Source organism: Caldicellulosiruptor acetigenus (assembly GCF_026914305.1).
GTDB lineage: Bacteria > Bacillota > Thermoanaerobacteria > Caldicellulosiruptorales > Caldicellulosiruptoraceae > Caldicellulosiruptor > Caldicellulosiruptor acetigenus.
The window spans coordinates 1,961,343-1,982,631 of record NZ_CP113866.1; the positions used below are offsets into that span (position 1 = coordinate 1,961,343).

Genomic DNA, 21,289 nt, shown 5'->3' on the forward strand with positions numbered 1-21,289 from the left:
ACCCAAAAAGAAAAAGAGCCCTTAAAATACAGGCTCCTTTTCTTCTTTCTTGGCTCTTGATTCCATCTTCTTTCTCATCTCGTGATTTAAAATCTTCTTTCTAAGCCTTAAACTCTTTGGTGTCACTTCCAAAAGTTCATCCTCTGCCAGAAATTCTATACACTCTTCAAGTGAAAGCTGCACAGGCGGAGTTAAACGCAAAGCTTCATCAGCCGTTGCTGAGCGCATGTTTGTCAAGTGTTTTTTCTTGCAAACATTGACAACAATATCTTCTGGGCGCGAACTTTCACCAACAATCATACCTTCATATACTTGCGTGCCAGGACCTATGAAAAGCCTTCCCCTTCCTTGAGCATTGTAAAGACCATATGTCACAGCCTCACCAGTTTCAAAAGCTATAAGTGCACCCCTGTTTCTTTCAGGAATGTCACCAGCATATGGCATATAGTCATAAAACACATGGTTCATAATGCCATTGCCTTTGGTATCTGTCAAAAACTCAGACCTAAAACCTATAAGTCCTCTTGCAGGTATTATAAGCTCAAGACGCATAAATCCATCGTTTAAGATAGTCATATTTTGAAGCTGGGCTCTTCGCGGACCTAATTTTTCCATGACAGTGCCCATAAATTCTTCTGGAACATCAATTATCAAATATTCATACGGCTCATAAAGTTCACCATTTACAATCTTTGTTATAACCTGCGGTTTTGAAACCTGAAACTCATAACCTTCTCTTCTCATTGTCTCAATTAAGATTGCAAGGTGAAGCTCACCTCTTCCTGATACCTTAAAAGAATCGGGTGAATCAGTCTCCTCAACTTTCAGTCCAACATTTCTCTCAAGCTCCTTAAAAAGGCGCTCTCTCAAATGTCTTGATGTTACATACTCGCCTTCTTTTCCTGCAAATGGTGAGTCGTTTGTTGAAAATATCATGGAGATTGTTGGCTCATCAATCTTGATAAACTCCAAAGGTTCTGGATTTTCCGCATCTGTTACTGTCTGTCCGATGTTTATCCCTTCAATTCCTGCAATTGCAATGATATCACCAAGTTTTGCTTCAAGACACTCAACTCTTTTTAGTCCCTCAAATTGGTAAAGCTTTGTAACCGTTGTCTTTTGTAGCACACCTTCTTCTTTTGTGCAAACTGCAACCTGCTGACCAACCTTTACACTTCCTCTTACAACCTTGCCAATTGCAATCCTTCCCAAGTAGTTGTCATAGTCGATTGATGTCACAATCATTTGAAAAGGTGCATCGATATACCCAGAGGGGGCGGGAATATTTTTTACTATCATCTCAAAAAGTGGCTCTAAATTTTTGCTCTCATCATCTAAATTAAACTTGGCAATCCCCTCTTTTGCCGATGCAAAAACATATGGGAAGTCAAGCTGGTCTTCGTCTGCTCCAAGCTCAATAAATAGGTCCAGAACCTTGTCCAAAACCTCATATGGTCTTGCAAAAGGCCTGTCAATTTTATTTATAACAACAATTGGCTTGAGTTTAAGCTGCAAAGCTTTTCTGAGCACAAACTTTGTCTGGGGCATTGGACCTTCATAGGCATCTATAACCAGAAGCACGCCATCTGCCATAACAAGCGACCTTTCAACTTCGCTTCCAAAATCTGCATGTCCCGGTGTGTCTATGATATTTATCTTTATACCTTTGTACATAATGGCTGTGTTTTTGGCCATTATGGTAATTCCTTTTTCTCTTTCAAGCTGGTTTGAATCTAAAACTCTTTCTTCTACTACTTGATTTTCGCGGAATATCCCACTTTGTTTTAGCATTGCATCTACAAGGGTTGTTTTGCCATGGTCAACATGGGCAATTATAGCGATGTTTCTGATGTCATCTCTTGGGGTTAGCATTTTCAGACCTTTAGCTTCCTCCTTTTAAAAGTTTGCAAGTAAATTCTTATTTTAAATATGTGTAAGTAAAAAGTTAATAACTAAATGACCTAACAAATCAAAAGCAGGGAAATAAGTAACCCCTGCTCTTAATATACTTCATTTGTGGTTGTTATGTCTTGCATTTTAATATTTTGTCCCAAGGGAAATATTTTTATCTTTATTTCTTTCTTCAATAATTATATCTTTCATTTCTATATTTTATAACATTCCATCTTCATATTCTCACAATTCCAAGATGCAATGTGTTGGGCAATTAATTCTTTATCATAATAAATATCAGTTTTCTCCAATACTCCTGTTGCTTTAAGTTCAAATATCGATTTATATTTTAATAATTCTTTTTCGTATGTAAAATCCTTAAATAGATCATCATTGCATTCCACCAAATGCTTAGCCCTAGCTTCTTTTAAAAAATCATATACTTGATTTGCACCAATTGGGCATTTATCCAAAACATAACCAACATAATCACATATCCATACCACTTTATTGCTATCTTTCTCAATTATTACTTCAACTCCTGCATAGGGATTAAATCCACGATAAGAATCTTTAAAAATGTATCTGTTTATCTCCTTTTTAAATTCCCAATCGTAAACATCTGATTTTTCATATGGATTAAAATCTTTTGTTTTCTTCACATAGCAAGACAATCTTCCTTCAATTATTGTCCTTTGCAATAAATTCAACATAGTAATACCCCTCTCACATTTTACTATTTGTCTTTCTCTGCAAAATACCAAATACAATAGATTTCTGATATGTTTATTAAAAGTAAACATTATTTTTAAGGACTTGTTTCATCACTATCCAACTGAAAAATTAGTACTTACAAACATCCTACAATTGGTTACTTACCGGATTATTATCTGTGTTGGCTTAGAGATAATAATACCACCAATTCCTACTTGTCCTGAACTATTATCTCCCCAACCATATAAATCCCCTTCTTTTGTCAATGCCAATACATGTTCTCCTTTACAAGATATCCATACAGCTCCTTCAAACACTTTCACAGGTCTGGGTTCATACCATGAATCTGTGCCAGTTCCAAGTGTTCCCAAATTGAATCCCCATGCATAAACTTCTCCATCTTTTGTCAATGCAAAGCTTCTATTTGCACCTGCAGCTACCATTTTTACATTATCCATTACTTTTACAGGCTTATCTATTCGAAGATTGGGTATTGCTATTCCATTGCCTATTTCCCCATGAGCTGGATCACTGCCCCAGGCATATAAACTTCCATCTTTTGTAACAGCTAAGCAATGGTCATAACCACTTGCCATTGATACCACATTATTCAATACTTTCTCAATCACATAAGATTCTATCTGCGTATGGCTTCCTTTCCATGAAGTTTTACCTTTCAATGCATATAAGGTCCCGTCCTTTTTCAAGATTAAAGTCTGATACCCTGCACTAATTTTGTCTACATTATTTGTTATGTTATACATTTTTTGTCTATTTTCTTTGATAATTTGCCACTTAAGAGTATCTCGTTCTGCTTGAACAACAAAAACTAACGCATACATTTTACCATTTTTTGTTACAACAAATGTTTCATTTTCATTAGTATCTACTTGTGTAATTCCTTTTAATACTATTTTAGGTTTTGAAATTATTTTATCGTTGCTAAAATCAATAGTATTGTTTGTGTTACTTCCCCACCCAAAAAGTTCGCCTTTTTTATTAATCAAAAAACTACGTTGAGTTCCTGCTAAAATTCCTATGATTTCTCCAACATTAATATCTATTTTTGTGGGCCTACATAAGGGATTTTTGGTTCCGTTCCCTAACTGATTATATGAATTATTGCCCCATCCATATAATTTCCCATCCTTAGTTAAAGCAAGAGAGTGGTCAGCACCCGCACTACATAAAGAAACATTTTTCATGATTAAAACAGGCCTATCTACTCTTTCTGGCGCACCAAAGATAAATGGTCCAGTGTTATTGCAAAAAATGTATAACTTTTTATCTTTCGTCATTGCTAATTTACCAGATGCCAACATAACATTTGACATTATCTTAACAGGCTTAAATTCTATAATTTTGTAAATTTTAGATTGCTTAACTTCGTTTTTGATTATCACAGTTTCATTATAACCTCGTCCCCATGCCCATAATACTCCATTTTTATCAACCACCAAGCTGTACGAATCTCCTGATACTCCTGCATATATATGTGAAACACCTTTTATATCTTTAAGATTTACTTTTAGGGGTTTCTCGCTTCCATATCCCAATACATACAACTCTCCTTTTTTTGTCAAGACCAAAGCATGGTTAAGTCCCGCAGAAATTTTTTGAACCTCACTCATTATTTTTACTGGTTTACTTCTATATTCACTTCTACCGCTACATAATAGGTTTGAGTCATTTGCACCCCATCCATATAAATCACCATTTTTGGTAATAGCAAAGCTTGTATACCATCCAGCTGCTACATCTTTAACATTTGTCATAATCTTAATAGGTTTGTTACTGTCAACTCTTGTCCCATTTCCTAACTGTCCGCAATCGTTGTATCCCCATGCATATAAATCTCCATTTTTTGTAACTGCCAAGCTATGATAATTACCAGCAGCTATTGCAATTACATTTTCCAAAACTTTTACAGGAGTAGTTTTGCTCTCTTTTGTTCCATCTCCTAATTGTCCATACTCGTTATTACCCCAACAATATAAATTCCCACTCTGGTCTATTGCTAATACATGTGCCCATCCAGCTTTTGCAATCTTAACATGTTCCATTACTTTTGTAGGCAAATATCGAGATTCTAACGTTCCACCTAACTCCCATTCGTAAAGTTCTCCATTTTCTGTTACAGCAAGGTTTTGATTACCGCCCGTATCGATGTAAACTATCTTCTTCCCCATATTATTTGATGCTTTGATATAGAAAGTGCTCAATGTTATCAATATCACACTTACCAAAAATAAAAATAAGACATATTTTATTTTTTCATTTTTCCCTCCTACGAATTTTTTTTTGGCATTACTAATCATACTCACCCATCCCTTTCTTTTGCGCGTGTAATCAACAGATTGACCACATATTAAATTATCTTTTAATTTCTCTGGTCACTCCAATTGATAATTGCATCAACTACTTTTGTTTGGGATAAATCACTTTGCTCTCGGCCCACTTCAAAGTAAATAGTAATTCCGTTGGAGTTAAAATAAAATTGTGTCCACTGTATAATTAGTATTGAAATAAATCAACAAAGGGGGTTCACGATTATGGAGAAAAATGAGATTTTTGAAACCGCTAAAAAGTAGGCTTAAGAACAAGTATTAAATATGTATTGCTCTAAAGACGACCCTACTCGCCCAGCTTTAAAACAGTTTTAGAAAACTTGCTCGTTTGCTTTATGTTATCGGAAAGGTCACTCTACCTTGCTAAAAATGAAAATGACAAAGGCAATGGCTTTTACGACAGAAAACTTGCAACGCCTGCCTAACGTCTTGAATTTCTGTCCCTCATACACGCACTGTTAACTTTCGACCTTCTATTCTTCCTGACCGATACAAAAGAGTTGACAGCTCATACACCGACCTGCTTATGTTACAAGTTACCAATGGTTACTCAGAAAGTTCTCTTGTCCAAACTCTTAAAAGCATGAATCTGCCTTATTCTGAAGGCGAAATCGAAAAAATCAAAAACGATCTTAAAAATGAGCTTCAACTTTTCAAACAAAGAGAACTTCGATGGCTGTGCTTTTGCTCTTATCATTGACGGTTATTCAAAAGCGAAATTAAAGATAACTCAAAAGTTAAACAAGCTACTTGCTATGTTGTGCTCAGCATTGATTTAGAAGGCAAAAAAGATATCTTCGGTATTCTGCCCTTTCTTCGGCAAAGAAAACAAAGCCGATTGGATGAGAGTCTTTGATGACTTAATTACAAGAGGTCTTAAAAAAGTCTTAATAGTTCTAAGCGATGATTTTCCGGGCATTATCGATGCTACTCGGCTCGTTTATCCCCTTGCCAATCATCAACTATGTTTTGTTCACCTTCAGTGCAACGTTAGAAAACAATAGCCTTTAGACGATTCTTCTGTTTTCAACAAAGAACTTGATAAATTAAGAACTTCCTCTTCTGATTTTGATGAAGCAGTTTTAAAGTTTAAAGATCTTTGTAATCAATATTCCTCAAAATACCCCAGATTCATAAAAGGTATTTGCGTAAAAGCTGAATTTTATCTTGCACATATGAAGTATCCAGAAGATTTAAGAAAGCATATCTATACTACCAATGCAGTAGAAAATGTTAACAGTATAATTGAAAAAATAAGAATAAATTCAGGGGTTATTCTCAGTCTGTAGAAGTTTTAGAAATAAACATCTATTTACAAAGAGAAAACTTGCGTCGAGGCAAGTGGGAAAACGGAGTACCCATTCTTAAAAAATGTAGTTACAATATATTGCAGCTCTACAATATACGCTATGAAATGGAAACACAAAATTCTTGACAAGTCTCCTACACTTACCCTGACGATTTTCGGTCTTTCCCAGGTCTGAGTAGAAATTCTCAAGAGTTTTTAGACCTCTACCACAAACGTGTCGCTGTGGAGCAGACTATTTACCACCTAAAATCCTACATGGGTTCTGATACCATCCAAACTCTTGACCATATTTCTATTTTCTCTGATTTCTTGCTCTCTGCCATTACTTTTTCGCTCTTATTTCTTCTCGCTCACAATATTAAGCTTTATTGTTCTAAATTGACTATTAAAAAACTGAATAAACTTAAAAAACTTATCGCCTAAAACTACAGTATTTGAATCTCTAACCTATAAAAAATTTATAGTTTTTTTACTTAACCTTCTAAAACTTAGAGTTTAGAAGGTTTAGGATACTATTGTCTTTTTCGAGGTTGTAAATTTTTGTCATATGTTTGTTGTTCAATATTTTTGTCATTATTGATAATATATGATTGTAACTGTACCACTCCTTTTAAGCCTTGTTTGTACTTCTTGTTTTTATTGTTACTTCTTACCCTCAATCAACACCCATTTTACAAACGGCTATCAAATAATTATATGGAAATCTTAGTTTTTTTCTTTCAACACCATGTTCTTTAATGCAATAAATCCTTCAAGGTTATTTTTACCAATATAAGCAAAGCCATTCATAAACCCACTTGCTACGTCATAATTAGGTTCAACAATCCATTTCCCATTTTTATCAATATATCCATATTTTCTATTTTTACAAACTGCTGCTAAACCATTTGTAAAAGTATATATGGCACTGCAATATATTATAGGTTCATCAAATTGAGGCTTAATTATAAAATTACCTTTTTTGTCAATAAAACCCCATTTACCTTTCAATTTTACAGCAGCTACTCCCTCTGAAAAACTATAAGCTTTTTCAAACTGAGGTTTTATAGTAAAATCACCTTTATAATTAATAAAACCCCATTTACCACTTAACTTAGCTGCTGCTAAACCTTCTGAAAATAATAACATATCTTCATAAACTGGATTGATTATAAAATCTCCTCTCTTATTTATATATCCATATTTTCCATTGTAGCAAACTAAGGCAATATTTTTATCAAACTCAAGAGCATATTCAAATTTTGGTTGAATAACTACTTCACCTTTTTCATTTATATATCCAAACTTGTTATTCACTCTTATTCTTGCTAACCCATTCTTGAAAATTTTATCATAGTAAATGTTACCAATAAAACTTGCTAAAAAATCATATTTAGGTTCTATAACATATTTGCCATTTCTATCTATAAAGCCATACTTTGTATTTTTTTGTGCATCTAAAATTGCAACAGCAGCAACACCTTTTGAAAATTCATAAGCTACATAATATTTGGGTGATATTATTATTTTTCCACTCTTATCTATATAGCCAAATTTTCCGTTTAGCTGTATTACAGCCCTGTCCTCAAAAAAATTACCCGCACTTTCGAATTGAGGCTCAATCACTATTTCACCTTTTTTGTTTATATACCCCCATTTTTTATCTTTTTCTACTGGTGCTAAACCCTCGCTGAAGCTTCCAATATAGTCAAAATCCAAACTTAAAATGATATTGCCTTTTTTGTTTATAACTTTCCATTTTCCTTTTTCCTTAACTACTGCTATACCTTCAGAATAGCTATGCGCTTCTTCGAAATTAGGTTTTATTATAATATTGCCTTTCGTATCCAAGTATCCATGTTTATTATCTTCGCTTACAAAAACAGCTAATCCTTCTGAAAATGGATATATATATTTAAACTTAGGTTCTATTATAATTAGATTGTCTTTAACATTCACATTTTGTTTACTATAAACTCCAATTGTATTAAGTACTAAAACTAACACCACAATTGCTATAATCAATTTAATAGACTCATTATTTCTCCTGTTCAAAATTTTTACTTTATTCCACACTAATACTGCCTCCCCTAAACTGTTTTGGTTTTTGCAGCTAACAATTAATCACAAGCTAATAGCAAACTCTGTTCAATAAGTTCTACAACCTTTTTTTCTTAACCAGCATATAACTTACATCTGAGTTTTTATCACTTGTCTTGGACTCGATATATAATTCTATGTCTTTACCGAGTTCATACGATACAAAATAGCTGCCCCACTCTTCATCGATTCCTTCACTAACTTTTTTTAATTCTTTTACATTTTTTAACAATTTTTTATCTAAAGCTGAGAGTGAGCCTTTCAAAGAAATACCGTAAAGTTTTACATTGTCTCCAGTACTAAAACTATTAACACATGCTTTAGTCATATCTTCTAATCTCTCTACTGAATTAAAATCAAAGCTAAATAAAAGCTCACTTTTAGTCTTATATAATAACCCACCTTCATAGGAATAGATCTCTGTTGGTAAACCAAACTCATTTCTTACTTCGCTCAGATTCATACTTAACAATTTTTTTATCGTGACATAATTACTTAAATCAAAATCTATATTTTCTTCCTTGTTCCTTAGCTCCTTTAAGTCAAACCAAAATTTTACTACTCCTCTTGCATATGATGCAATCTTATATGGTTCAAAACAAACTAAAAGACCATCATTTTTGAATACCATATCTTCAAACAAATCTTCATCAATGGCTTTCTGATAGCCCTGCCCATTAAACACTTCATATGGTGGATCATCTAAATCATTACATAGAGCTCTTGCAAAATTTATATAATTTTCTATTAATTTTCGTTGATCATTATTCAAATAGTTTACAAGTTTTATACTGTTACCTGTTCTCAGGTCAAAGGTAAAACATTCTATTTGAGTCAAACCATGTGCCCCACCAGTATATGAGTATTCTTCAAATAAAAAAGAAATATAAGGTTCAACACTTTTGTCCCATTCACATTTGATATCAAGTATATATGGATACAAACCTGAGTCACCTTCTGACCCATCAGATATCTTTTTTATATCTGCGATTTGTTGTTCAGTATATTTTCTAAGAATAGAATTTATTTTTTCACAGATTTCTTGTTTCAATGCATCACCAATGATTTTAGGTATAAATACATCTATTTCGTACTTTTCTGTTTTTTGGTAAATTCTTTCAAATACAACATCCCACGCAGGCTTGTTTGTAGGTTCATTTTTGTTTGAATACACAATAGCCTGATTTGGTTTTTGCTTAACTGAAGTATTAACCTTGCTAACACTTTCATTTTTTGTTTTTAATAACGAACATCCACTGATTGGTAATAACAAAACGATAAATATACAAATTGAAATCATTTTGAATTTTTTCATGTTTGTAACTCACCTCTAAATCTTAACGAAAAGTAATCTTAATTTATCTAACCCTATAAAATTCATACTTGCCCAAACCTGAACCAGGAATAGGATCCAATATTAATTTATTACCCTCAATTTTGTAATAATATCCTTCTTTTCCAGTTAATGTTCCTGTGAGATATAATTTATTCCCATCTATCTCCCATGCGCCACCTATCCAATAATAATGGGCTTTAAATGTACCATTTGGATAAAATATGATGGTATCTTTATCATCCGACCAAGTTCCAATAATATTATCTGAACCTACACTAATAACATTTCCCCCACTCGAACTTGCTATCCCATTGCCTATTGCAAACATAATCACTGCTAGTAAAATAATACATACAATGTACGCTCCTACTGTAATATAAAGTGCCTTAGTTTCTTTATCTTTCAGTAAAACTTTAACCGACCAAAAATTTAACGTAACATTCATAAGAAAACCAAATATGCATAATAATACAACTAACCAAACACTTATAAACTGCAAAATTAAATTCGCAATAGCTACCCACGCAAGAGGAATTAAACTTACCCCTATTCCTCCTAATACAGCCTTAAAATCAATATTTTCTTTTAATATCACAAATATCAATTTAACAATACCGCAATACAAAAGGTATAAAAGAAACAAAGCTATAAAATTATAAAGAAATGTTTTAAACAATGAATACGAATTTAAAAGCGATACCCCAAAAAAATCTTCAACTAACTTTATACCTCTTCCTGCTAAAACAAGATTTTGGATAGAAATAAGTACAAAGGTAATAATAGCAAACAAGATGCCTACTTTAAAGTCATTGTTTTGTATAACCTTTGAAATAAAAACAAACGGATTTTTCAAAAATGCCCAAGCAAATTTTATTGTAAGATGAGAATATCGAACTGCCGAATTGATTACTTCATTTAAAATTTGAGTATTAGCTGCTTCCTTTTTCTTTTCTTCAGTGGTATTCATAGTTTGCTCAATATTTTCGCTCTTGACATCCTCACTAATTTTCGCAGTATTTTGAGTATCATTCAATACTTCACCGCTTGTAGCTTGACTGCCATTTGTTTGACTCCCTACCGTTTGATTTATTTGACAAGTGCAAACTTCACCTTCTTGAAGTTCCTTACCACAATGCGGACATTTCATCATTTCAATCACACACTCCCTTCATCTAATTTGTATTCTTTAATCTTGCCATTATCTGGCCAATCATAATACCAAGGAGCATTTATCCCAATGATAACAAAGTTCTTTGCATTTTCATCCCATAAAAGTGTGTAAACCTGTCCGGTTTCTTTTTCAGGAATATCTTGTAGCGGAGTCCCTTCTTGGGAATATACTGCATCTTTGTAGTAAATCTTCGCAGTAATTTTTACTGTTATTCTTCCTTCTTCATCTTTAAATAATTGCAATGTTCCAAAGTTGAACTCAGTTTTTGTTACCTTGCCTGCAAACTTTTGGTTATTGGCTTTTAAATCTTGAATTCTGTTTGTAAAAACTTGTTTTAACTCATCAGATATGTGCAAAAGCTTATTTGGATCCTGAGATGTCATAGCAGTCCTGTAGGACTTTTCAAATTCATTTACAACAGAAGCAACCTTTTCAAATGTTGAGTTATTTGTATCATCGTTTGAAAGTGTATTTGGGATTGTAACTCTATTTGACCAGCTGCTAAGTTTTATAGAAGTTGTTTTTGCCTCACCCCATGGAAGTTTTATTCTTGCACTAAACTCACTTTCATCACTTACAGGTCCAAATTCAGAAGCATCTTTTACCAAAACACCGGTTGGTTTACCATTCAAAATTATCTCAGCATCTTCAAAATCTGATTGTATCTCTACGTAGCGAGGATTAAGATATAGTTCAGCAGTGTGTTGGTTATAGTTACTAAAATCAGTACTGTAAATTTCTTCTTCATCAATCTTTTCTAATGTACAATATGGACCTTTGTATTCAGCTTTAACCTTGTATATCCCCGCAATCAAAGGACCTATTGAAATTTCCTGAGATGGGTCTGAAACTGAAGCAATATTCTTATCATTCAAGTATATTTTCGCGTCCTTTGTATCACATTTTACCTTTAAAAAGTAATTTTTTGCTGCAATCTTATATTTTGTGAAGAAAATCATCCCTTTGCCTACAGGTTTTAAAACAAAATCATTAGAATAATCTTGAGCTGAGAAAAGATTAGATAAAAGTTCTGTTAGAGATTTGTTCTTTGTATCTGAAGATAAATTTGAAATTGATTGAATTGCTTCATCTAATGCTTTGAAAACACCGTCTATGTATTCAGGTTTTGTCTGACACAACTCTATGAAAGCTTTTAGATTATCTTGTGAAATTTGCTCATTTGTCTCATGAATAAGTATCTGGGAAAGCTTTTTTGAATCTTTATTCTTAATAGCTTCCTTAAACTCATCCACAACCTTTTGCGGAGAATACATTGACTTTCCAATTGCTACAAACAATACTAAGAACACCAGGAAACCTATAATTCCGTAAAACCACGGCAAAAGTTTTCTGTCAAATTTAAATTTTATGCTTGGAACTTTAAATTCTTCTGTTTTGCTATCAAAGTATTTTTCTAAGAAGAACTCTCTCTTTGTCCCTTGCAAATTACTCAAAATCTTTGACTCTAAGCTTTCTCCACACTGACTACATACTTTCTGCCCCTTTTCAATTGTGGCACCACACTTTGGACAGTAAAGCAACTTTCTCTCCCTCCTGTTATCATCGCTTTTTAATTTTGTTCGACATATTTCGACACAATTCGACAAAATTTATACTCTTAAGGTGTAATCTTGATTTAATTATAATTTCTTTTACAAATTAATGCAAGAGATTATTTATCTCAAAACATGGTTGACATTAAATTTTTCATTTTATACATTATTAGCAAGAATAAAATCCTTTGCAGGGAGGTTGAAGAAATGAAAAAGTACTTCTCAGCATTTATAATCATTTTTGCTGTTATCTTTTGTTTTGTTGGGGTTGCATCATCCCCAACAAATTATAAGACCATGTACGAAAAACTTTTGAAAGATTACAATTCTTTAAAAACTCAATATGACAAGCTAAAAAAAGAAAATGCTAATCTTCAAGCAAAGGTAAATGAACTTAGCAAAAAGGTAGCAACAAGCCCAGTTTATGAGTACCAGAGAGATATTATCCTAAATGGAGTAACACTCAAATACAAAGTTCCATTTTTGAACTATAAAGGGATGAGGTTTGTTCATCTTGATTCAATTATGTATTGCTTCTTTAACAAAAACATAACTCCTTGGAAAATTAAAGATAATCAAAAAGCATTAGTTATAGGTCCCGATTTAGGTCCAAATGGGGGTATATTTCTAACTGATTTGCCGTTGAGTGACTACAAAGCTGTTAAAGATTCTTGGGGTGATCAGGGTCGATATGGTATCAATCAGGACGTGGTTACATTGCTTGGAAAAACATATCGCAAAAATATTTGGTGGGATGCTTACCAATATTCATATTGGGATTCAAACAATAATAAGCGATTTACATTTGTTCAGTATAAGTTAAACGGCGATTACAAAAAATTGAAAATGACTTTGGGTTTAGATGATGATTCTGAAGTCGGTGCAAGTGGAAAATTCACAATTTATTTGGATGGTGAAAAAAGATACGAGATAGAAATTGCAAAAGGGGAGAAAGGAAAAGAGGTTTCTTTAGATGTGGTTGGCTGTAATACATTAAAGATTGAATTTTTTGCAAATCCAGCTAATTATAATTGTATGATTTATCCTTTTGTAGGTGATGCAGTATTATACAAATAAATATTTACAAACTATGAGAGCTGTCCTCAATCCCGTGGACAGCTCTTATTAATTATATACAGACTCTTTTTATGTTTCAGTCCGCAATTTTAAATTAGTGTTTTTCTTTCCTGTTCTAAATTTCTAATTACAAGTTGAAACAACAAAAAAGGAATTACCTGTTTATCAGGTAATTCCCTTTCACTCTTACTCCAAAAAATCCTTAAGCTTCTTACTCCTGCTTGGATGTCTGAGTTTTCGCAATGCCTTTGCCTCAATTTGACGGATTCTTTCACGTGTCACGTTGAACTCCTTGCCAACCTCTTCTAAGGTGCGGGCTCTTCCATCTTCAAGGCCAAATCGAAGCTTTAAAACCTTCTTTTCTCTTTCGTTTAAAGAATCCAAAACCTCTAAAAGTTGCTCTTTTAGCATTGAATATGCAGCAGCTTCAGATGGTGCAAGCGCATCATCATCTGGAATAAAGTCTCCCAAGTGGCTGTCTTCTTCCTCACCAATTGGCGTCTCCAATGATACCGGCTCTTGAGCAATCTTTAGAATCTCCCGCACCTTTTCAACTGGCATGTTCATCTCTTTTGCTATTTCTTCAGGTGTTGGTTCTCTTCCCTTTTCCTGCAGAAGCTGGCGTGATACCCTTACAAGCTTATTTATCGTCTCAACCATGTGCACAGGAATTCTGATAGTTCTTGCTTGGTCAGCTATAGCTCTTGTGATTGCCTGGCGAATCCACCATGTTGCATATGTTGAGAATTTATAACCTTTTCTGTAGTCAAACTTTTCAACTGCTTTTAAAAGTCCCAAATTTCCTTCCTGGATTAGGTCCAAGAATAACATCCCACGCCCAACATATCTTTTTGCAATGCTTACAACAAGCCTTAAGTTTGCTTCTGCAAGCCTCTTTTTAGCTTCCTCATCGCCCTGTTCAATCCTCTTTGCAAGTTCAATCTCCTCTTCGGGGGTCAAAAGTGGAATCTTGCCAATTTCCTTCAAATACATCCTGACAGGGTCATCTATAGCAATACCTTCAGGTAGATTTTCCAGATCGTCTTTTAAGAGCTCCTCCTCTGACACTCTGTCGTCAACAACATCAATTCCCATGCTCTCCAAGGTATCGTAGATGTTCTCAACCTGGCTTGCGTCAAGCTCTACCTTGTCAAGTATCTCCTGTATTTCAGAATATGTCAGAAAACCTTTGCTCTGACCAAGAGATATAAGTTCTCTGACCTTTTCTCTTATAAGACTCTTTTTTTCTTCGCTCATTTTCTTACCTTCCGATTTGTTTTCTGTGCTCTTTTTAGCAGGCTGTTTTTCTTGATTTTCATTTTTCTGTGATGCAAGCAATTGTTTTTCAACCTCTTGCTGCTGTTCGCTTCCAGTCTCTTTATTTATATTTTGGTCATTGAGGTTTTTCACCTCATTGTTTTCCATGTTCTGGTCTGTCATCCCTTAAATTCCCTCCTTTCTGTCTTTGATTTTTCTAATTAGCATTTGTAACTTCAATACCTTTTCATTATCTCCTCTCTTTTGTGCCTCCAACATCTCACGTCTTAACCACAACATTCTATTATTGTTTGTTTTCAGTTCTTCTATCGCTCTCTTGGCAGCTTCTTCTGTTTCGAATCCTTTTGAGGAAAAGTTTGTAAGTTCTGATAATATTTTTTCGTCATTAACAAAGGTCAAAAGCATCGAATAGGTCAATTCCATCCCCTCATTAATTAAGTTTTTTATTGAACTGAAAAGTATTTTTATATCCTCGGTGCAAAAATCATCCTCGGTAACAGCATTTCTGACGCTTTCTGACTTGTTAGCCCACTCCACATAGATAGATAAAAGGTCTATATCATTTTTTTTGATTCTCTCTTCTTCAGTTAAATTACTTTTTTGCTGAACTTGTTTAAAATGTTGAATACTTTCTATGCGTTTTAGTTTTATATTTTCATTTTTGGTAAATTCCTTTAATATTGCATCTTCATCAATTTGTGTGAGCTGGGATAGCTTCTTTACATATTCCTGCCTTTCAACCTCGTTTGTAATTGGCATCAAAATCTTTTCAAAGTATTCTCTTACAAACTTAAACTTCTGGTCTGATTTTGACAAATCATAATTAGAAGATATCTGCTTTATTTTAAAATCTATTACAAACATAGCATTTTGTTTCTTTAGTAAAAACGCATCCTTTCCAAACTTTTTTATATACTCGTCAGGGTCTTTTGCATTTTCAAGTTCCATAACCTTTACCATAAGCCCATTTTGGTAAAGTATATCAGCACTTCTAAACGCGGCATTTTTGCCTGCCTGGTCACTGTCTAAGCAAAGTACAACTTCGTTTTTGTACCTGCGCAGAAGAAAACTGTGGTCCTGTGTCAGTGCTGTGCCCAAAACCCCTACAACATTGTCTATTCCTTCCTGATGAAGAGAAATGACATCCATATACCCTTCCACAACCACAAAATCTTTTTCTTTGCTTGACTTTGCAATGTTAAGACCATATAAAACCTTCGATTTTGAAAATATAAGAGTATCGGGTGAATTCATGTATTTAGGTGCTTGGGAGTCGTCAATTATACGACCACCAAACCCAATTACTCTGTTCATTGTATCGAATATAGGAAAAATGAGCCTGCCTTCGAATCTACAATAATTCTTTCCATTTCTCTCAATAAAAATTCCACTTTTATCAATAATCTCTTTGGAATACTTTTTTGAGAGCATCTCATACAAGTTGTTATTCTCAGGGCAAAATCCAAGCCCGAACTGCTTTGCAGTTTCTTTTCTTATCCCCCTTTTCAAAACATACCTTGCAGCATCTATGTTTTTCCTCAAATACAGCTGACTCTGAAAATATTCAAAACAGTCATGGTGAAGCGAAATAAGCTCTTCTTTTTGTTTTGCCAAAGCTCTGTCTTTTGCTGATTGAGATTGAGAAAAGTCTACGTCAATCTTTGCTTTCTGGGCTAATACTTTGAGCGCTTCTGTAAAGGTCAAATTCTCTATGCGCATAACAAAATGGATAGCATTGCCGCCAACTCCACAGCCAAAACAGTGAAATATCTGCTTTGCCGGTGAGACATAAAAAGAGGGCGTCCTCTCTTGATGAAAAGGACAAAGCGCTCTGAAATTTGCTCCCACTTTTTTAAGCGGGACATACATTGAGACAACATCAACAATGTCAATCTTGCTGAGGACCTGTTCTACAACTCTTTCCAGCACATCATGTTCACCTTCGCGTTTTTTAAGACAATTTAATTTTATTTCGACAAATTTTTTAAAATACCTTTTAGCATTTTTAATAAAAATCAAAGCTTGTTCCACGGTGATGGTAAGAATAATTCATAAAACTTTCGCATAGCATACCTGTCTGTCATTCCGGCTATATAGTCTACTATTGCCTGTTCCTTGCCAAATCTGTCGATATTCTTTTTTACATCGTCAGGCAATGCATCACAGTTCGACATAAAATACTCATAAAGAGCCTGTATAATATATTTGGCTTTACTCTCATCCTTTTTGGCCTCAGAACCAATATACACATTTTCAAACATGAAACTTCGCAAAGTTTGCATTGCATAAAAAACATCTTCGCTCATGGAGATTTCTGGCTTGTCCATACTATTTTTTATTATATCCCTAATTAATGTATTAATTCTCTCTCTCTTAGAAAATCCCAAGATTTTGAGGCAATCTTTAGGTAGGTCATCTTCTTTCAATATACCTGCTCTCATTGCATCGTCAATGTCATGGTTGATATAGGCAATCCTGTCTGCAAACTGGACAACTCTGCCCTCTAAAGTGGCAGGTGTCCTTCCCCAAACATGATTCAAAATCCCGTCTCTGACCTCAAATGTAAGGTTAAGACCGTCTTCACCTTCCAGAAAATCAACAACCCGTAAACTCTGGACGTTGTGTGAAAATCCGGTTGTGGTTATCTTGTTTAAGATATCCTCACCTGCATGGCCAAATGGTGTGTGACCCAAATCATGACCAAGAGCTATTGCCTCTGTCAAATCTTCGTTGAGCCTCAGAGCTCTTGCAATTGTCCTTGCAATCTGTGCAACTTCCAAAGCGTGTGTGAGCCGTGTTCTGTAGTGGTCACCTTCTGGTGATATGAACACCTGGGTTTTATGTTTGAGTCTTCTGAAAGATTTGGAATGTATGATTCTATCTCTGTCTCTTTGGAATTCTGTTCTCACATCGCATTTCTGTTCAGGTTTTTGTCTTCCTTTTGTGTTTTTTGAAAGTGTCGCATACGGTGAAAGAATCTTTTCTTCCAAACTCTCCTGATACTCTCTTACTTTCAACAAAACCTCTCACCGGGCTTTTCCAAAAGCCCAAAATTAAAATTTTAGTTATAACACAGCTTATATAATAACTAAATTCTCTACAAACTCAAAATTCCCTTCTTTGAAATGAAAAAATTCAAAAAGAAGAAGGCTGGTTAATTCTTCCAGCCTTCTTGCTTTCACGTCAGATTGTACATTCGAATATTTTCTACGATACATTTCCTCTTCTTTCCTGAAGACGCTGTCTTAGCCTTGGCTTTTTCTGAGCTTTCTTGTTCTCATTTATTATTACAATAGGTTTGTCTTCTTTTAAAACAGCCGCTTTTGTAATAATAACCTTTTCTATCTTATCATTTGATGGTATTTCAAACATCACATCAAGCATAATCTCTTCCATGATAGCTCTAAGACCTCTTGCACCAGTGTTGCGCTCAATCGCTTTGTCAGCAATCGCTTCTAATGCATCTTTTTCAAACTCCAGCTCAACACCATCCATTGCAAAGAGTTTCTGGTATTGTTTTACAAGAGCATTTTTGGGCTCTGTTAGTATCTTTATCAGAGCTTCCTTGTCAAGTGCATCCAATGTAACTATTATAGGCACGCGTCCTATGAATTCTGGAATCATTCCAAACTTTAAAAGGTCCTGAGGCATTATTTGTCTTAGTATATCCCCAATCTTTTTTTCTTTTTTGCTTTCAATCTTTGCATTAAAACCAAGTGTCTTTTCACCAATTCTCTTTTCAATTATCTTCTCAATACCCTCAAATGCACCGCCACAGATAAACAGGATGTTTGTTGTGTCTATCTGTATAAACTCCTGATGCGGATGCTTTCTCCCACCCTGTGGTGGCACAGAAGCAATGGTCCCTTCCAGAATTTTGAGCAGTGCCTGCTGAACACCTTCGCCTGAGACATCTCTTGTGATAGAAGGATTGTCAGACTTTCTTGCAATCTTGTCAATCTCATCTATATAGATTATACCACGCTCTGCTCTTTCAATATCATAGTCAGCATTCTGTATTAGCCTGAGCAGGATATTTTCAACGTCTTCACCAACATAACCTGCCTCTGTCAAAGTTGTCGCATCAGCTATTGCAAACGGAACATTTAACATCTTTGCAAGAGTCTGTGCAAGGTATGTTTTACCAGAACCTGTTGGTCCAAGCATTAAGATGTTGCTCTTTTGAAGTTCAACATCGTCTTTTTTGGTGTCGTGGTAGTATATCCTCTTGTAATGGTTATATACAGCAACAGATAAAATCTTTTTTGCATGGTCCTGACCAACAACGTATTGGTCTAAAAACTCTTTTATCTCTTTTGGAGTTGGGAGTCTGTCGTCAAACTCATTGTATTCTTCTTCTTCAAAATCCTCTGAGATTATTTCAGAACAAAGTTCAATACACTCATCACAGATATAAACGCCGGGACCAGCAACAAGCCGTCTTACCTCATCCTGTGACTTTCCACAGAACGAACATCTAAGTTGTTTCTTTTCCTCAAACTTAGCCAATTTTGAATCACCTCAAATTAAAGAAGAATTTATGGGCGCCTTTCAATCACCTTGTCAATAATACCGTATTTTAATGCCTCTTCTGCTGTCATGAAAAAGTCGCGGTCTGTATCGCGCTCAATCACTTCAATTGGTTGACCGGTCCTCTCTGATAAGATTTTATTTATTCTATTTTTTATTTTCAAAATCCACTCTGCATGGATTTTTATATCTGTTGCCTGACCGCGAACACCACCAAGCGGCTGATGTATCATTATCTCGCTGTTTGGCAGGGCAAACCTCTTGCCTTTTGCACCTGCCGCAAGAAGGAATGCGCCCATTGATGCTGCCATCCCAACACAGATTGTTGAAACATCAGGTTTTATATACTGCATAGTATCATAGATTGCAAAGCCGGCTGTAACAGACCCACCAGGTGAGTTTATATAAAGGTAAATATCTTTGTCAGGGTCTTCAGCTTCTAAGAAAAGAAGCTGAGCAACTATAAGTGATGCAATATCGTCTGTAATCTCACCGCTGAGGATTACTATCCTGTCCTTTAAAAGCCTTGAATATATATCATATGCTCTTTCGCCACGGTTTGTCTGCTCAATAACTATTGGTACAAGTGCAGACATGACTTTTCCCTCCTTTTGGAAAAACAAATTTAGAAGTTAAAAACTCCATTTAGTTTTCCTGATTTTCGCCTTGAGGTTCTTCACTTATAATTTTAGCATTTTCGTAAATAAAATCTATAGCCTTATTTAGGATTATACCCTCTTTTATATATTCAATATCATCTTCAGAAAGCCTTTCTTTGAGCTTATCAACTTCTAAGTTGTACATCTTTGCAAGTCTCTCAAGCTCTTTTTGAAGTTCTTCTTCTGTTGCCTGGATATTCTCTACCTTTGCAATCTTTTCTAAGATGAGGTTATTTCTCACAGCCTTCTCTGCTCTTTCTCTAAACTGGCTTCTAAATTCAGCATCAGTCTTTCCTATCGCTTGCAGGTATCTTTCGTATGTCATGCCAAAGTACTGAAGGTTTCTTGCAACATCTTCAACATAATAATTTATCTGATTTTCAATCATTGGTTCAGGAATATCTATTGAAGTATTCTGGGCAATTTTTTCTAAGATTGCGTCAATCATCTCATCTTTTGCTCTCTGGTCATTTTTCTCTTTAATTCTGTTTCTGATGCTTTGTTTAAGTTCTTCTAATGTCTCAAATTCACTGACATCTTTTGCAAACTCATCGTCAAGCTCAGGAAGCTCTTTCACCTTTATATCCTTCACTTTTACCTTGAAAGTTGCCTTTTTACCAGCAAGAGAAGGTTCTTGATAATCTTCAGGGAATGTTACCTCTATTTCCTTCTCCTCACCCTTGTTCATACCAATAAGCTGCTCTTCAAACCCTGGTATAAAGGAGTTAGAACCTATTGTAAGCTCATAATCTTGAGCAGTACCACCTTTAATCGGCTCTCCATCTACAAACCCTTCAAAGTCGATGGTGACAATATCGCCTTGCATAACTTCCCTTTCAACAGGAACAAACCTTGCATTTTCCTCTCTCAAGTGTTCAAGCTCGTGTTCCACCTCTTCCTCAGCAACCGGATATTCAATCTTTTTGATTTCAATTCCTTTGTACTGGCCAAGCTCAAACTCAGGTTTTACATACACTTCAGCTTTATATATGAAGCTTTTGCCTTTTCCAACTTGAACAATATCCACTTCTGGCCTTGAGACAACTTCAAGTTTACTCTCTTCAATTACTTTTGGATATGTCTCATTTAAAACATAGTCAATAGCATCATCATAAAATACCTCTTCGCCATAAGCTCTCTCTATCAAAGACCGTGGAGCCTTGCCAGGTCTGAAGCCTGGAATTTTGAAATATTTTGCATTTTTCAAATAAGACTTTTGAAGACCTTCTTCAAACTTTTCAGCCTCAACCTCAACCTCAATTATTGCTTTGTTTGTACCTTTTTTTTCAATCTTGAACTCCATCCTAATCCTCCCTTGAAAAGATTTATTTTAAATTTTTCA

Annotated in this window: 15 protein-coding genes and 2 pseudogenes; 3 read left to right on the forward strand and 14 right to left on the reverse strand. The window is 34.7% G+C overall.

All coding sequences use genetic code 11. The features are described 5' to 3' along the window. Nucleotides 1-21 precede the first annotated feature (21 nt). The 3 genes from typA to OTK01_RS09800 all read right to left on the reverse strand — a co-directional run bounded on the left by typA (nt 22) and on the right by OTK01_RS09800 (nt 4,925). Nucleotides 22-1,872, reverse strand: coding sequence for a translational GTPase TypA (gene typA, locus OTK01_RS09790; RefSeq protein ID WP_029228129.1), 1,851 nt, complete (start codon nt 1,870-1,872; stop codon nt 22-24). 233 nt (nt 1,873-2,105) lie between these two features. Further along, nucleotides 2,106-2,606 (reverse strand): DUF5680 domain-containing protein, encoded by a 501-nt coding sequence (locus OTK01_RS09795; protein ID WP_029228128.1) that lies wholly within the window; start codon nt 2,604-2,606, stop codon nt 2,106-2,108. 162 nt (nt 2,607-2,768) lie between these two features. After that, nucleotides 2,769-4,925, reverse strand: a complete 2,157-nt coding sequence (locus tag OTK01_RS09800; protein WP_029228127.1) for an RCC1 domain-containing protein — start codon at nt 4,923-4,925, stop codon at nt 2,769-2,771. 294 nt (nt 4,926-5,219) lie between these two features. Between OTK01_RS09800 and OTK01_RS09805 the strand changes: the two are divergent. Next, nucleotides 5,220-6,390, forward strand: a pseudogene (locus tag OTK01_RS09805) (IS256 family transposase). 9 nt (nt 6,391-6,399) lie between these two features. Next, nucleotides 6,400-6,687, forward strand: a pseudogene (locus OTK01_RS09810) (ISNCY family transposase); the annotation flags it as partial. Nucleotides 6,688-6,969: 282 nt separating this feature from the next. On the opposite strand, the gene OTK01_RS09815 reads toward OTK01_RS09810, so the two are convergent. From OTK01_RS09815 to OTK01_RS09830, 4 genes are all read right to left on the reverse strand, one after another. Further along, nucleotides 6,970-8,319 carry a WG repeat-containing protein gene (locus OTK01_RS09815; protein WP_029228126.1) on the reverse strand — a complete coding sequence of 450 codons (1,350 nt, stop codon included), beginning with the start codon at nt 8,317-8,319 and terminating at the stop codon, nt 6,970-6,972. Nucleotides 8,320-8,401: 82 nt separating this feature from the next. Next, nucleotides 8,402-9,658 carry a DUF4163 domain-containing protein gene (locus OTK01_RS09820; protein ID WP_029228125.1) on the reverse strand — a complete coding sequence of 419 codons (1,257 nt, stop codon included), beginning with the start codon at nt 9,656-9,658 and terminating at the stop codon, nt 8,402-8,404. A 43-nt stretch (nt 9,659-9,701) separates the two neighbouring features. After that, nucleotides 9,702-10,829 carry a Yip1 family protein gene (locus OTK01_RS09825; protein WP_029228124.1) on the reverse strand — a complete coding sequence of 376 codons (1,128 nt, stop codon included), beginning with the start codon at nt 10,827-10,829 and terminating at the stop codon, nt 9,702-9,704. Nucleotides 10,830-10,834: 5 nt separating this feature from the next. Then, nucleotides 10,835-12,391 carry a zinc ribbon domain-containing protein gene (locus OTK01_RS09830; RefSeq protein WP_029228123.1) on the reverse strand — a complete coding sequence of 519 codons (1,557 nt, stop codon included), beginning with the start codon at nt 12,389-12,391 and terminating at the stop codon, nt 10,835-10,837. Between the two features lie 219 nt (nt 12,392-12,610). Here OTK01_RS09830 and OTK01_RS09835 point away from each other — a divergent pair, with 219 nt between their 5' ends. Next, nucleotides 12,611-13,480, forward strand: a complete 870-nt coding sequence (locus OTK01_RS09835; RefSeq protein WP_029228122.1) for an NPCBM/NEW2 domain-containing protein — start codon at nt 12,611-12,613, stop codon at nt 13,478-13,480. 186 nt (nt 13,481-13,666) lie between these two features. Here OTK01_RS09835 and rpoD read toward each other — a convergent pair whose 3' ends face one another. Genes rpoD through tig form a run of 7 tightly spaced genes read right to left on the reverse strand, consistent with a single transcriptional unit; the run spans nt 13,667 to nt 21,250 of the window. Then, nucleotides 13,667-14,920 (reverse strand): RNA polymerase sigma factor RpoD, encoded by a 1,254-nt coding sequence (rpoD, locus tag OTK01_RS09840; protein WP_029228121.1) that lies wholly within the window; start codon nt 14,918-14,920, stop codon nt 13,667-13,669. A gap of 3 nt (nt 14,921-14,923) precedes the next feature. Continuing rightward, nucleotides 14,924-16,777 carry a DNA primase gene (dnaG, locus tag OTK01_RS09845; RefSeq protein ID WP_029228120.1) on the reverse strand — a complete coding sequence of 618 codons (1,854 nt, stop codon included), beginning with the start codon at nt 16,775-16,777 and terminating at the stop codon, nt 14,924-14,926. After that, entirely contained in the window at nt 16,774-17,775 is a 1,002-nt protein-coding gene (locus OTK01_RS09850; RefSeq protein WP_029228119.1) for a deoxyguanosinetriphosphate triphosphohydrolase, read from the reverse strand. Before OTK01_RS09850 ends, dnaG begins: the two co-directional genes overlap by 4 nt. A gap of 60 nt (nt 17,776-17,835) precedes the next feature. Next, complete coding sequence (locus OTK01_RS09855) at nt 17,836-17,976, reverse strand: hypothetical protein (protein ID WP_269011601.1); 141 nt, start codon at nt 17,974-17,976, stop codon at nt 17,836-17,838. Further along, on the reverse strand, nt 17,966-19,267 hold the full coding sequence (clpX, locus tag OTK01_RS09860; RefSeq protein WP_029228118.1) for an ATP-dependent Clp protease ATP-binding subunit ClpX: 1,302 nt from the start codon (nt 19,265-19,267) through the stop codon (nt 17,966-17,968). The genes OTK01_RS09855 and clpX overlap by 11 nt, the downstream gene beginning before the upstream one ends. 29 nt (nt 19,268-19,296) lie before the next feature. After that, nucleotides 19,297-19,884: an ATP-dependent Clp endopeptidase proteolytic subunit ClpP gene (gene clpP / locus OTK01_RS09865; protein ID WP_013403820.1), complete on the reverse strand. Its 588-nt coding sequence runs from the start codon at nt 19,882-19,884 to the stop codon at nt 19,297-19,299. A 49-nt stretch (nt 19,885-19,933) separates the two neighbouring features. Further along, nucleotides 19,934-21,250 (reverse strand): trigger factor, encoded by a 1,317-nt coding sequence (tig, locus tag OTK01_RS09870; RefSeq protein ID WP_013432115.1) that lies wholly within the window; start codon nt 21,248-21,250, stop codon nt 19,934-19,936. Between the last annotated feature and the right edge of the window lie 39 nt (nt 21,251-21,289).

What these genes read in the sequence shown, in the direction of transcription:
- typA (WP_029228129.1), bottom strand. Translation starts at nt 1,872, where the DNA reads ATGCTAACCCCAAGAGATGACATCAGAAACATCGCTATAATTGCCCAT.
- OTK01_RS09795 (WP_029228128.1), bottom strand. Translation starts at nt 2,606, where the DNA reads ATGTTGAATTTATTGCAAAGGACAATAATTGAAGGAAGATTGTCTTGC.
- OTK01_RS09800 (WP_029228127.1), bottom strand. Translation starts at nt 4,925, where the DNA reads ATGATTAGTAATGCCAAAAAAAAATTCGTAGGAGGGAAAAATGAAAAA.
- OTK01_RS09820 (WP_029228125.1), bottom strand. Translation starts at nt 9,658, where the DNA reads ATGAAAAAATTCAAAATGATTTCAATTTGTATATTTATCGTTTTGTTA.
- OTK01_RS09825 (WP_029228124.1), bottom strand. Translation starts at nt 10,829, where the DNA reads ATGATGAAATGTCCGCATTGTGGTAAGGAACTTCAAGAAGGTGAAGTT.
- OTK01_RS09835 (WP_029228122.1), top strand. Translation starts at nt 12,611, where the DNA reads ATGAAAAAGTACTTCTCAGCATTTATAATCATTTTTGCTGTTATCTTT.
- rpoD (WP_029228121.1), bottom strand. Translation starts at nt 14,920, where the DNA reads ATGACAGACCAGAACATGGAAAACAATGAGGTGAAAAACCTCAATGAC.
- OTK01_RS09855 (WP_269011601.1), bottom strand. Translation starts at nt 17,976, where the DNA reads ATGTATCGTAGAAAATATTCGAATGTACAATCTGACGTGAAAGCAAGA.
- clpP (WP_013403820.1), bottom strand. Translation starts at nt 19,884, where the DNA reads ATGTCTGCACTTGTACCAATAGTTATTGAGCAGACAAACCGTGGCGAA.
- tig (WP_013432115.1), bottom strand. Translation starts at nt 21,250, where the DNA reads ATGGAGTTCAAGATTGAAAAAAAAGGTACAAACAAAGCAATAATTGAG.